Consider the following 12,785-nt stretch of genomic DNA (forward strand, 5'->3'; position numbering starts at 1 on the left):
TGAGCATAGAAAAAGCCCCGAAACTCAATTCGGGGCTTTCATAATAGACGATTAGTCGTTTGCGTAGTTGTCGAAATAGCCTTGAACCATGACCACCGGCGTACCCTTGTCGCCGCTGCCGCTGGTTAAGTCGGCGAGAGAACCTAAAAGGTCGGTGAGACGACGGGGCGTGGTGCCCAAAGTTTCGTCTTTGCCTACCAAGTTGGCATCTTTTTCGTGAATTCTGTCCACGATGGCCGCTTGCATTTCTTCCGTGCTCAAATCTTTTAATTCCGTATCGGCGAGATACTTCATCTTCAGCTCGCTGGGCGTGCCTTCCAGGCCGTCGGTGTAGGCCGGGGAGACCACCGGGTCGGCCAGTTCCCAAATCTTTCCGACGGGATCTTTAAAGGCGCCGTCGCCGTAGATCATGACTTCGAAGTGGGCATCGAAGTATTCGTTGAGACGCTTTTGCAGGGCGTCGACGAAGATTTGTCCGTCTCTCGGGAAGAGCTTAATGGTTTCCGGGCCGGCCATGTTGCTGCCCAGAACGCCGTAGTCGGCATTGTAACCGTGTTCGGTGCTTTCCTTGGCCAAAACATCGTCCAGACCCAGAACCTTATTTGCGCCGGAATCTTTTAATTCCCGCTTAATCAGTTCCCGGGTGTGAATGCTTGCCACCAACACGTCCTTGGTGTAGGAGAGGATGGTGCGGGGGTCGTTGGAGAAGTAGATTTCGCTGTTCGGGGCAATTTCCTTGTAGAGCTTCACATAGTCGATGCCCGTGAATTCGTGTTTTACTTCTTCGCCGAAGTGTTCCCGGTATTCCGCTTCCGTAATGACGTCGCGGTAGGGGTTGATGCCTGTGCCGTAGAGCTTGTTTTCATCCATTAAGTGGTTGCCCACTTCGTCGGAGGGAAAACTCAGCAAGATATGGAGCTTGCGGCCGCTCTTTGCCAGACCCTTTAAGATCGTGGAAAAGCGGTTCCGTGATAAGATCGGAAAAACAACGCCGAAGGGGCCGTCGAAGGATTCGGCGACGTCCTTGGCAATGTCGTCTACCGTGGCGTAATTGCCTTGGCTTCTTGCGACCAAAGATTCCGTGACACAGATAATGTCTCTGTCCTTCGGTTCGATGTTTTCCGATTCGATGGCTTTTTTCACCGAATCAAAAACCACGTCGACCAGGTTGTCACCTTTCTTTACGATGGGCAGTCGAATGCCTCGGGTTGTCGTTCCAATGTAACGCTTCATAATACGTATCGCCTCTTTCATATTCAAAAGTAAAAATGACTATCCTATTCTACCATACTTCGCCAAAAGGTGGTATGATGAACATCAAAGAGATGGAAAAGGAGGGCGGCCGGTGGAAGGCGTGTATCGACAAAGAAACAATTTTTTCCGCAACCATTGGGTGATGCTTATCATTGTTTGGTTGCTTTTTTTTGAGCGCCTGTGGATGCTTTCCCGTTTAGGCGCCGCCTACAGCCTTAAAAGCGACGACTTAAGCTACATGAAGGCGGGCATTACCATGTACCGCACCGCCACCTTAACCATGCACGGCGTCGTAAGTGCCCAGATCATGCCCGGGCTTCCCGCTCTCATCGCCTTATTCGCCAAGGCCTTCGGCACCGGCCGCGGGCTATGGCTCGCCTTAAAAGTGGCCTGGTGCTTCATGGGCACCCTGGCCGCCTGGTTTACTTACCTCACCATAAGAGAAAAAGCCCCCACCTACGCCGCCGTCCTGCCCACCCTCATGTACTTTACGCCGGACTTCGCCTGGCAAGACAACTTGATTTTAACGGAGACCCCCTACCTCTTTCTCGTGACCCTCTACCTCTACGGCGTGATTCGCATGGGCAACAGAAAAGACTGGGCGGGCTTCATTATCATGGCCCTAAGCGCCTTCTTGGCCTTTCTGCTCAAAGCCCAGGCCATTTGCCTTTTTTTCTTGCCCCTGCCTTACTTGTGGATCAAGAAATACCCCTCCACCCGCCTCTACGGTCAGGCCTTTATGATCTTCTTGGCCCTCTTGGCCTTTATGCTGCCCTGGAGCGTGCGCAATTACAAACAATTCCGCGCCTTTATTCCCACCACCTACGGCATCGGCAATCCCCTGCTCTTAGGCACCTATCAGGGCGAAGGCTATCCAACCGATGAGGAAGTGGATCGGGCACCCTTCGATGAAAAAGTGCGGGAAGAACACGCCTTCTTAAAAGACAAAGACGGCAAATTTTCCGCGAAACACCAGCGCTACCTGGAGCTTTTAACCGACGAAAAACTGGCCCGCGGCCGCATGGTCTATTGGTGGAAACACGACCGGGATTCCATGCTGAAAAGTTATTTGTGGCTCAAGCCCAAGAGCATGCTCTTCGATACCTTTTATTGGGACGAAGTCATTCCCAAAACGAAATACCCCATCATCCACCTGCGGCAGATCGACTTTACCCTGGCCATGGCCGCAGCGGTGGCGGTGCTTCTCGCGAAAAAAACCGTGGCGGAAACCTACTTCGTGCTCTTCGCCTACTGGGTTCAGGTCTACATGTACGCCTACGCCTACGTCTTCGATCGCTACGCCCAAACCTTATTGCCCTACCGCTACGTGGCCATCGGCTTCTTGATTCCCGCGGCGGTGGACATCTTCCGGCGCCTGCGGCGCTACATTCGCGGCAAGCGGGCCTATCGGGAAGGGCTGAAAAAGCAGAAGATGGAAAATTAATTTCGAGCAAAACAAAAGCACTCGGATGCGTCCGAGTGCTTTTTCTGTGAAATTAATAAGCCTTTGCGTAGTAGACCATGTGCTTGGCGGGTTTGCCGCAGTGGACACAGGTGTCTGACAGGTGTTCTTCTTCGAAGGGGATGCAGCGAATGGTGGCGGTGGTTTCTTCTTTGATTTGCGCCTCGCATTCTTCGTCGCCGCACCACATGCCTTTCAGGAAGGGATTGCCTGCGGCCATTTTTTCCTTGAAGTCGTCGTAGTCCGTGACGGAGAAGGTATTTTCTTCCATGCGTTTTTTCGCCGCTTCAAACATTTCTTTTTGAATGGTTTCAAGCATGTCGTCGATCGTATCCGCCAGGTTGTCCATGGGAACGAAGATTTTTTCGTTGGTGTCGCGGCGCACGAAGACCACTTGGTTCTTTTCGATGTCTTTCGGGCCGATTTCCACGCGTAGGGGCACGCCTTTTAATTCCCATTGGTTGAATTTCCAACCCGGGCTGTATTGTTCACGGTCGTCCAGTTCCACGGTGAAACGGTTCTTTAAGCTGTCGTAGAGATCTTGGGCCTTTTCTTTGACACCTTCTTTATGCATGGCGATGGGCACGATGACCACTTGGGTCGGCGCCACGTGAGGCGGCATGACCATGCCTCGGTCGTCGCCGTGAACCATGATGAGGCCGCCGATTAAGCGGGTGGAAATGCCCCAGCTCGTGGTCCATGCCGTAGCGAGCTTGCCTTCTCTGTCTTGGAATTGAATGTCGAACATTTTCGCGAAGTTTTGGCCCAGGTTGTGGCTCGTTCCCGATTGCAGGGCCTTGCCGTCGTGCATCATGGCCTCTAAGGTGTAGGTGGCATCGGCGCCGGCGAAGCGTTCCGATTCGCTCTTCTTCCCTAAGATGACGGGAATGGCCATTTCATCTTCGATGACTTGGCGATAAATTTCGTGAATGCGCAGGGTTTCTTCCTGAGCGTCTTCGTAGGTTTCGTGGACCGTGTGGCCTTCTTGCCACAAGAATTCTACCGTGCGCAGGAAGGGGCGGGTGGTCTTTTCCCAGCGGAAGACGGAGCACCATTGGTTAATTAACACCGGCAGATCCCGATAGGTTTGCACCCATTTGGAATACATGGAGTTAATAATCGTCTCTGACGTGGGGCGTACGATTAAGCGTTCCGCCAGTTCTTCGTCGCCGCCGTGGGTAACCCACAACACTTCCGGGGCGAAGCCGTCGAAGTGTTCCACTTCTTTTTGCAGCAAATGTTCCGGAATCAGCATGGGGAAGTAGGCGTTTTTGTGGCCCGTGGCCTTGAAGCGCTTGTCCGCTTCTTCCTTAATTCGTTCCCACACGGCGAAACCGTAGGGGCGAATAATCATGCAGCCGCGAACCGGGGCGTAGTCTGCCATTTCCGCCTTTAAAACCACGTCGGTGTACCACTGAGCGAAATCATCGTCGCGGGCTGTAATCTCTCTTACAAATTTTTCCTTGTCTTTAGCCATTTTATCCTCCTAGACTATAAAAAAACCACGGTTTCTCAGGGACGAAAAACCGTGGTACCACCCAAATTCAATACCCTCATCGGGTATCCTCCATGTCGTAACGGGACAAGCGGTCCGTTTTGCGGACAACTCCGGAGCGGGATTCCGCGGGCGGCCATCGTCGAATCTTGCAATCGATGAATTCGACTCCCTGAGATTTAGCCACGCGTACTTTTCTCCATCGAAGTTTTTAATACATCCATTATACAGGGACGAGGGGTCTTGTCAAGTGAAGGGGCGTCGATTTCATATTTTTTCCCGGGCCCCTCTATCGGTTCTTGACATTGAAAATTCCTTTTACTATTATAAAAGAAAACACCCCTTGCGCCGCGAGGGTCATAGGTTTTTTTATATTGGTTATCTTTCGAGAGAACCAATTTTTTCTATTTTAGGAGGGAATATGGATCTAGACAAAAAATTCGGGGAAATGGCGTTTAACAAGCGCATGATGCGGGAAAGATTGCCCCACGCCATTTACCACCGCTGGAAAAATGCCGTCAGAAACGAGGCGCCGTTGGATCGGGAGACCGCCGATGCCATCGCCCACGCCATGAAAGAATGGGCCCTGGAAAAGGGCGCCACCCATTATTGCCACTGGTTTCAGCCGCTAAACGGTCTTACGGCGAAAAAACACGACGCCTTTTTGGACCGCACGGACAAATACGAAGTGATTCAGCGGTTCTCCGGCAAGGAATTGATTCGCGGCGAAAGCGACGGATCCTCTTTCCCCACCGGCGGCATGCGCAGCACCTTCGAAGCCAGAGGCTACACCTATTGGGATGCCACGGCCAATTCCTTTATTATCGACCGGATTTTATACATCCCCACCATCTTCGTTTCCTTTAACGGCGACAAGCTGGACAAAAAAGGCCCCTTGCTCGCCTCCATGGGCCTCATTAGCGAGTACGGCTCCCGGGTGGTGAATCTCTTTGAAAAGGAAGAATACACCTACCGCATGAAGCCGAAGGTGGGCCTGGAGCAGGAATTTTTCCTTATCGACAAGCGCCACTACGACAAACGGAGCGATTTAAAAAGCGTGGGCCGCACCTTAATCGGCGCCGGCGCCCCCAAGGGCCAGGAAATGGGCGACCATTACCTGGGTGGCATTCCCAAGCGGGTCATGGCTTTTTACGAGGCCGTGAACGAAAAGCTTTGGGAACTGGGCATCTTCGCCAAGACGGAGCACAACGAAGTGGCGCCCTGCCAATTTGAAATCGTGGCTCTTTTTGAAAATGCCAACATCGCCGTGGACTACAATCAGCTCATTATGAGCATATTAAAAGAAACGGCCACCGACTACGGCCTGGTCTGTTTGCTCCACGAAAAGCCCTTTGCCGGCGTCAACGGCAGCGGCAAGCACAACAATTATTCCCTCACCACCAATTACGGTAAAAATGTCTTCGATCCGGGAGACAATCCGAAAGAAAACCTCACCTTCCTTTTATTCCTCGCGGCCATGATCGAAGCCGCCGACGACTACGCACCCCTGTTTCGCATCGCATCGGGCGGGCCGTCCAACGACAGGCGCTTAGGCGGGCTGGAAGCGCCCCCCTCGATTATTTCCATCTTCCTTGGAAACGACCTGGAAGAAATTTTAAAAGACATCGCCCACGAAGAGTACCACGCGAAAATCGAAGCCCTGCCGGAAATCAAGATCAATTCCCTGGGCTACACGCCGCGGGATTCCAGCGACCGCAACCGGACAAGCCCCTTGGCTTTTACGGGCAACAAATTCGAATTCCGCATGGTGGGCTCTTCCATGACCGGGGCCGATGCCAACATCGTCATTAACACGGCCCTGGGCCACAGCTTAAGAAAAATCGCCGAGCGCCTGGAGCCCTTTGCCGCCGACGAGGAAACCCTCAGAAAAGAAGCCTACACCGTCATCGCGGAAATCATCAGAGACCACGAGCGGATTCTCTACAATAAAGACAATTACGCCCAAGCCTGGATAGAAGAAGCCGAGCGCCGGGGCCTGCCCCATTACCGCACCTTCTTTGAAGCCATTCAAGCCTTAAAGGACAAAGAATTAATCAAGATCTTCGGCGACTACGACATCCTGAGCGAAAGCGAAGTCGAGGCCATTTACGAAGTGGGCCTGGAATCCGTGTCCGTCCACGGCTTTTTGGAAGCGAGAACCCTTATGACCATGCTCACAAAAGACGTTGAACCGGCGGTGGTGGCGGAATTAAACGACATTTTAAACGTCACCGGTCGCTTGGAAAATGCGGCACTTAAAGAGCGCCTGGAAACCTTAAATGTGCTATTTGAGGAACTCCTTTTGCGCCACAAGAAATTAAAAGCCACCTACGCCAAGGCCAAGACCCTGGAAGGCTACGCCCGGGCGGAATTTTTCGAAAAAGAAGTCATTACCCAATTCCCCCACATACGCAAAATCTGCGACGAACTGGAAAATCGCATTTCCAGAAAACACTGGACGATTCCCACCTACGAAGACATTTTCACTGAACTCAACTAGGAGGCATTATGACGAAGTATATATTTGTAACCGGCGGCGTGGTCTCCGGCATCGGCAAAGGCATTAGCGCGGCAAGCATCGGCCGCCTCTTGAAAAATCGCGGCTTCAGCGTATTTATGCAAAAATTCGATCCCTACCTGAATGTGGATCCCGGCACCATGAGCCCCTACCAACACGGGGAAGTGTTCGTCACCGCCGACGGGGCGGAAACAGACCTGGATTTGGGCCACTACGAACGCTTCATCGACGAGGAGCTCACCAAAGCCGCCTCCGTCACCACGGGAAAAATCTATTCCCGCGTCATTAAAAAAGAACGCCGCGGGGATTACGACGGCGCCACCGTGCAAGTCATTCCTCACGTCACCGACGAAATCAAACACGCCATCTACCGCGCCGGCAAAGAATCCGGTGCCGATGTGGTCATCACCGAAATCGGCGGCACCGTCGGCGACATCGAAGGCCTTCCCTTTATCGAAGCCATTCGCCAAATCCACTCGGAATGTGCCGTGGAAGACGTGCTCTTTGTGCACACCGTGCTCATTCCCGTGATTCCGGGAAGCGACGAGCTGAAGACCAAGCCCACCCAACACAGCTTTAAACAACTCATGAGCCAAGGGATCAAGGCGGACATCATCATTACCCGAAGCGACGGCGCCATCGACGCCTCCATTCGCAAGAAAATCTCCCTTTTCTGCGACGTGCCCGAAGAAAATGTCATCGAATCCCGCCACGTCGACTTAATCTACGAACTACCCAATGTGTTCAGAGAACAAAACCTCGACGAAATCATCATGAACCACCTGAAGCTTGAGCCCAAGGCATTAAAAGCCGACGATTGGCGCCACATGGTGGAAGCCTTTAAACAAGCGGAAGGCACCATCCGCATCGCCCTCGTCGGCAAATACGTGCAGCTTCACGACGCCTACCTCTCCGTCACCCAAGCCCTTTTAGATGCAGGCTACGACATGGGCCGCTTGGTCACCATCGACTACGTGGATGCGGAAGATTTGGTCGATGAAAAGGCCCTGGACGAGGCATTAAAAGACGTTCACGGCATCATCGTTCCCGGCGGCTTCGGCGAGCGAGGCATCGAAGGCATGATCCGCGCATCGAAATACGCCCGCGAACACAAAATTCCCTACTTCGGCATCTGCCTCGGCATGCAAATCGCCGTCATCGACATTGCGAGAAACATCGCCGGCTTAAAAGACGCCAACTCCACGGAATTCGACGTCAACGCTCCCTACCCGGTCATCGACCTTATGGAAGCCCAAGTAGGCGTGGAAAACATGGGCGGCACCCAACGGCTGGGCAACTACCCCTGCCACTTAACCGAGGGCACCCGCGCCGCCAAGCTCTACAAAGAAGCGGACATTTTAGAACGCCACCGCCACCGCTACGAATTCAACAACGAATTCAGAGGCATGCTTAGAAACGCCGGCCTCACCATCGCCGGCATCAACGAAGACTTGGATCTCGTGGAAGTCATCGAATTGGAGCAAGACAGCTACTTCGTGGCCTGTCAATTCCATCCGGAATTTAAATCCCGCCCCAACCACATCCACCCCTTGTTCCACGGCTTTGTCGAAGCAGCGGGAAAGCGAGCCTTGGTGTGAGCGAACGTTGGGATCTCTACGATGAAGCCAATCGCCCCACCGGCGAAGAACTCCGCCGAGGCGAGCGCATGCCCAAGGGCCGCTACCACCGCGTCGTGGAAGCCTGGATCCGCACCCCCGACGGGCGCTACATCCTGCAAAAACGCTCCATGAACAAGAAAAACTACCCCGGCTACTGGTCCTGCACCGCCTGCGGCAGCGCCATCAAAGGCGAGACGCCGGAAGAAGCCATGATCCGCGAAATGCAGGAAGAAATGGGCATTCGCCTTCAAGAAGACGAACTGATCCTCGATCGGATCATTACAGAATTTCCCGCCCACTACTACATCTATCGCATCGAAAAAGAACTCACCGAATCCGACATCACCATGGATCCGGAAGAAGTCGACGACTTCATCTTCCTTGACAAAGACGCCATCATGAACTGGGTGGAAACAAGACACATGACCAAACTGTCCTACTACCGAGAATTCTTCGAAAAATGGAAATAAAAAAACAGGGATCTCAAGACCCCTGTTTTTTCAAATTCGAAGGCGGTAAAAACACCCACATAGACAGACACGGCTCCCGGTGTTCATTAAAAAGCGCATACCGGGCACTGCGGTCGAAGGCAATGCTGTCTCCCGCCTCGATGGGATAGAGCACATCGTCCACCATCACCGTGAGGCGGCCCGCCGTAATAAAGCCGAAGGCTTCCCCCTCATCGTCGGTGGTAGGAAGCACATCCTTCCTGTCCGTGGTTTCAAAGCGCATCTCCACCACCTCGTAGTGGCGCCGGCCTTCAGGCGACAAAAGGCGCACCCTGCGGTCCGCGGCACCGTCGTCCAACATCATGTGGTCGCCGCTGTGAATAATCGTGGGCTTCTTCTTCGAAGGTACATCCTCGAAAAATTCCCCCATGGTCGTATGTAAAGCATCCACAATGCGCAACATGGCATTCACCGAAGGCGAAACCAAATCCCGCTCGATTTGACTGATCAGCCCCGTGGACAAATTGGCCGCCTCCGCCAAATCCTTAATACTCATGCCCAAAGCCTTGCGCATGGTTCGAATTTTTTGTCCCGAAAACTTTCCGGACATACAACACCCCCTGCATTTAATGTAAAAATATATACTGAACATAGTATACCATACATTCTTCGAAAAATTGAAAAAACAATGCGGCCGCGCGGGAAAAAGACCGGCGCCGAATATGCTATAATAAAAGCCGAAAAGGAGGTTTTCCATGGAAAGAGAAAAAATACTGGTCATCGACTTCGGTGGTCAATACAATCAACTGATTACACGGCGCGTGCGGGAAAAAAACGTCTACGCCGAAGTCGTGCCCTACAAAAAAGCCCTGGAGGCCATTAAAAAAGAAAAGCCCATCGGCCTCATCTTCACAGGCGGGCCCAACAGCGTGTACGACGACAAAAGCCCCGACATCGATCCCGAAATACTGAACATGGGCCTGCCCATCTTAGGCATCTGCTACGGCATGCAACTCATCGCCAAAAACATGGGCGGTACCGTCACCAAATCCGACAAGCGAGAATTCGGCAAGACCAAAACCATGGTCGATCCCGCCTCGAAACTCTTCGACGGCCTGGATGTGGAACAAAGCACCTGGATGAGCCATATCGACTACGTCAAAGAACTCCCCGAAGGCTTCCGCACCGTGGCATCCACCGACAGCTGCCCCGTGGCCGCCATGGAAAACAAAGAGAAAAACATCTACGCCATTCAATTCCACGGCGAAGTCAATCACACAGAACACGGTCACGAAATCATCGACAACTTCCTGAAAAAAGTATGTCACGCCAAAGGCGACTGGAACATGGACGACTTCGCAATCGAAGCCAAGCGCGCCATCCAAGAAAAAGTCGGCGACAAAAAAGTCCTCCTCGCCCTCTCAGGCGGCGTCGATTCCTCCGTGTGCGCCAAACTCCTCGTCGATGCCATCGGCGAAAACCTCATCTGCATCTTCGTCGACCACGGCCTCATGCGCAAAAACGAAGGCGACGAAGTGGAAGAAGCCTTTAAAGACACCGGCATGCACTTCATTCGCGTCGATGCCAAAGACCGCTTCTTAAAGCGCCTAAAAGGCGTCACCGACCCCGAACAAAAACGAAAAATCATCGGTGAAGAATTCATCCGCGTCTTCGAAGACGAAGGCAGAAAAATCGGCGCCGTCGACTTCCTGGCCCAAGGCACCATCTACCCCGACATCATTGAAAGCGGGGCGGGAGACGCCGCCGTCATCAAAAGCCACCACAACGTCGGCGGTCTGCCCGCCGTCGTCGACTTCAAAGACCTCATCGAGCCCTTAAGAGACCTCTTTAAAGACGAAGTCAGAAAACTGGGCGAAGCCATCGGCCTCGATCCCAAACTCGTCTGGCGCCAACCCTTCCCCGGACCCGGCCTCGCTATCCGCGTCATGGGCGAAATCACCGAAGAAAAACTCGACATTCTAAGAGATGCCGACTACATCTTCCGCGACGAAATCGCCAAAGCCGGCATGGACCACGACATCAACCAATACTTCGCCGTCCTTACCAACAACAGGAGCGTCGGCGTCATGGGCGACTTCAGAACCTACGACTACACCCTGGCACTTAGAGCCGTCACCACCACCGACTTCATGACCGCCGATTGGGCCCGCATCCCCTACGACGTGCTGGACAAAGTCAGCGTGAGGATTGTTAACGAAGTGGAGCACATTAACCGAATTGTGTACGATATTACATCGAAACCCCCGGCTACGATTGAATGGGAGTAAATTTTTGGTGAAAATGGCGAACTAGACTCGTTTCAAAAAGCCCGCGCTGCGGCGTACCTGTGTACGCCTCACTGTGGGCTTTTTTGCACTTCGTCTATTTCATCTATTTTTCCTCAAAAATTAATGTTTAGTCGTGGAGCGGGAACAATTTTAAGTAAAATTTGAAAAACGATAAGCTATAAAGAGAATGAAAAATGGCTACTGGTACTCAAATGGTACCGGAAGTAAAAAAGAATACACGAAATAATCGTTCCAAATGGTTTGCATTTGGACAAAATCAGACCGTAGTGAGCTGCTACGGTCTTTCTTTTGCTTAGATTTATAATCTAAGTCGAATAAAGATGAAATCTTAGACCTGTAAGAAGTTTTAGGCTATGTTATAATAGGGATAGATTAAATTTCGATTCAGGAGATTTAAAAGGAGAGGAATTTATGCAGAATTTTGGAAAGATTATTTTTAAAATAGACAAAGTTTTAGAAGCGAAAAATATCAGCAAAAATAAATTAGAAAAAGAGGCAAATCTTCAAAGGACGCAACTTAATTCTTATTGCAATAATAAGGTTAAAAGGATAGATTTAGAAACCATTGCAAAGATTTGTTATGTTCTAGAATGCGATGTTAAAGATATAGTGGAATACAGTAGGTGATTGATGATGTATAAATCCATAGACCTATTTGCAGGAATAGGAGGAATTAGACTTGGCTTTGAGCAAGCCTTTGGTGAGGAGATCAATACTGTCTTCGTATCCGAATGGGATAAAAAAGCGCAGGAAACCTATTTAGCAAATTTCGGAGATAAAATAAATATTTTTGGAGATATTACAAAAATCAATGAAATAGATATACCCAGTCACGATATTCTTCTTGCAGGATTTCCGTGCCAAGCATTTTCATTAGCAGGTCAAAAAAAGGGATTTGAAGATACTAGAGGTACTTTATTTTTCGATGTAGCTAGAATAGTAAAATTGCATAAACCAAAAGTTGTTTTTTGCGAAAATGTTAAAAACCTAGTTAATCATGACAAGGGTAAAACATTTAAGATAATTAAAAAAACGTTGAATGAACTTGGTTATAGGGTTTTTCACAAAGTTCTTAATAGTAAAGATTTTGGAGTACCACAAAATAGAGAAAGAATATATATAGTTGCATTTAGAGAAGATATTTCACCCAATAGCTTTATATTCCCAGACAAAATCGATGATACGAAGGTCATTGCCGACATAATGGAAGAAAAAGAGACATCTCCCAAATATTATTTATCTGATGTATATCTTGATTCTTTAAGAAGACATAAGCAAAGGCACCAAGATAAGGGAAACGGTTTTGGTTATGAAATAAGAGATGTCAATTCTGTTGCCGGAGCCATCGTGTGTGGAGGCATGGGAAGAGAAAGAAATCTAATCATAGATAAAAGGTTAACTGATTTCACGCCTGTAACTCATATAAAAGGAAAGATAAACAGAGAATATATACGAAAAATGACACCAAGAGAGTGGGCAAGATTACAAGGATTTCCAGATAAATTTAAACTGGTTGTTGCCGATACTCACTTATATAAGCAATTCGGAAATTCTGTAACGGTTCCAGTTATTAAAGCGATTGCAGAAAAAATTAAAAACCAGCTGGAGGGTGTTATAATTGATGATCTCGCTCAAGAGAATGAGTATTATGAACAATTAGAGTTTGCGTGGAGGTAAAA

10 protein-coding genes are annotated in these 12,785 nt (G+C 50.4%); 7 read left to right on the forward strand and 3 right to left on the reverse strand.

Annotated elements, in window-relative coordinates:
• Window positions 1-51 precede the first annotated feature (51 nt).
• Entirely contained in the window at window positions 52-1,233 is a 1,182-nt protein-coding gene (locus tag KO087_RS00415) for a coenzyme F420-0:L-glutamate ligase (protein ID WP_215506581.1), read from the reverse strand.
• Window positions 1,234-1,396: 163 nt separating this feature from the next.
• Here KO087_RS00415 and KO087_RS00420 point away from each other — a divergent pair, with 163 nt between their 5' ends.
• The gene (locus tag KO087_RS00420; protein WP_215506583.1) at window positions 1,397-2,698 is read left to right on the forward strand and encodes an ArnT family glycosyltransferase; all 1,302 of its coding nucleotides are present in this window, start codon (window positions 1,397-1,399) and stop codon (window positions 2,696-2,698) included.
• Between the two features lie 52 nt (window positions 2,699-2,750).
• On the opposite strand, the gene proS is transcribed toward KO087_RS00420, so the two are convergent.
• Entirely contained in the window at window positions 2,751-4,193 is a 1,443-nt protein-coding gene (gene proS / locus KO087_RS00425; protein ID WP_215506585.1) for a proline--tRNA ligase, read from the reverse strand.
• A gap of 439 nt (window positions 4,194-4,632) precedes the next feature.
• On the opposite strand from proS, the gene KO087_RS00430 reads away from it, so the two are divergent.
• From KO087_RS00430 to KO087_RS00440, 3 genes are read left to right on the forward strand one after another with little or no spacing between them, the layout of a single operon-like run.
• Complete coding sequence (locus KO087_RS00430) at window positions 4,633-6,711, forward strand: glutamine synthetase III domain-containing protein (protein ID WP_215506587.1); 2,079 nt, start codon at window positions 4,633-4,635, stop codon at window positions 6,709-6,711.
• Between the two features lie 8 nt (window positions 6,712-6,719).
• On the forward strand, window positions 6,720-8,327 hold the full coding sequence (gene pyrG, locus KO087_RS00435; RefSeq protein ID WP_215506589.1) for a CTP synthase: 1,608 nt from the start codon (window positions 6,720-6,722) through the stop codon (window positions 8,325-8,327).
• Window positions 8,324-8,818 carry an NUDIX hydrolase gene (locus tag KO087_RS00440; protein WP_215506592.1) on the forward strand — a complete coding sequence of 165 codons (495 nt, stop codon included), beginning with the start codon at window positions 8,324-8,326 and terminating at the stop codon, window positions 8,816-8,818. The genes pyrG and KO087_RS00440 overlap by 4 nt, the downstream gene beginning before the upstream one ends.
• Before the next feature lie 13 nt (window positions 8,819-8,831).
• On the opposite strand, the gene KO087_RS00445 is transcribed toward KO087_RS00440, so the two are convergent.
• The gene (locus tag KO087_RS00445) at window positions 8,832-9,407 is read right to left on the reverse strand and encodes a helix-turn-helix domain-containing protein (RefSeq protein ID WP_215506594.1); all 576 of its coding nucleotides are present in this window, start codon (window positions 9,405-9,407) and stop codon (window positions 8,832-8,834) included.
• 145 nt (window positions 9,408-9,552) lie between these two features.
• Between KO087_RS00445 and guaA the strand changes: the two genes are divergently transcribed.
• The 3 genes from guaA to KO087_RS00460 all read left to right on the forward strand — a co-directional run bounded on the left by guaA (window position 9,553) and on the right by KO087_RS00460 (window position 12,783).
• A complete protein-coding gene (gene guaA / locus KO087_RS00450) occupies window positions 9,553-11,085 on the forward strand; it encodes a glutamine-hydrolyzing GMP synthase (protein ID WP_215506596.1) in 1,533 nt (510 codons plus the stop codon).
• Between the two features lie 432 nt (window positions 11,086-11,517).
• Entirely contained in the window at window positions 11,518-11,733 is a 216-nt protein-coding gene (locus tag KO087_RS00455; protein WP_215506598.1) for a helix-turn-helix domain-containing protein, read from the forward strand.
• 6 nt (window positions 11,734-11,739) lie between these two features.
• Window positions 11,740-12,783: a DNA cytosine methyltransferase gene (locus KO087_RS00460; protein WP_215506600.1), complete on the forward strand. Its 1,044-nt coding sequence runs from the start codon at window positions 11,740-11,742 to the stop codon at window positions 12,781-12,783.
• The last annotated feature ends 2 nt before the right edge of the window (window positions 12,784-12,785 follow it).

The sequence above is a fragment of the Peptoniphilus rachelemmaiella genome (genome assembly GCF_943169845.1).
GTDB lineage: Bacteria > Bacillota > Clostridia > Tissierellales > Peptoniphilaceae > Aedoeadaptatus > Aedoeadaptatus rachelemmaiella.

Bases quoted from the DNA above. Each gene is read 5' to 3' on its own strand.
- KO087_RS00420 (WP_215506583.1), top strand. From the start codon at position 1,397: ATGCTTATCATTGTTTGGTTGCTTTTTTTTGAGCGCCTGTGGATGCTT.
- guaA (WP_215506596.1), top strand. From the start codon at position 9,553: ATGGAAAGAGAAAAAATACTGGTCATCGACTTCGGTGGTCAATACAAT.
- proS (WP_215506585.1), bottom strand. From the start codon at position 4,193: ATGGCTAAAGACAAGGAAAAATTTGTAAGAGAGATTACAGCCCGCGAC.
- KO087_RS00455 (WP_215506598.1), top strand. From the start codon at position 11,518: ATGCAGAATTTTGGAAAGATTATTTTTAAAATAGACAAAGTTTTAGAA.
- KO087_RS00430 (WP_215506587.1), top strand. From the start codon at position 4,633: ATGGATCTAGACAAAAAATTCGGGGAAATGGCGTTTAACAAGCGCATG.
- KO087_RS00445 (WP_215506594.1), bottom strand. From the start codon at position 9,407: ATGTCCGGAAAGTTTTCGGGACAAAAAATTCGAACCATGCGCAAGGCT.
- pyrG (WP_215506589.1), top strand. From the start codon at position 6,720: ATGACGAAGTATATATTTGTAACCGGCGGCGTGGTCTCCGGCATCGGC.
- KO087_RS00460 (WP_215506600.1), top strand. From the start codon at position 11,740: ATGTATAAATCCATAGACCTATTTGCAGGAATAGGAGGAATTAGACTT.
- KO087_RS00415 (WP_215506581.1), bottom strand. From the start codon at position 1,233: ATGAAGCGTTACATTGGAACGACAACCCGAGGCATTCGACTGCCCATC.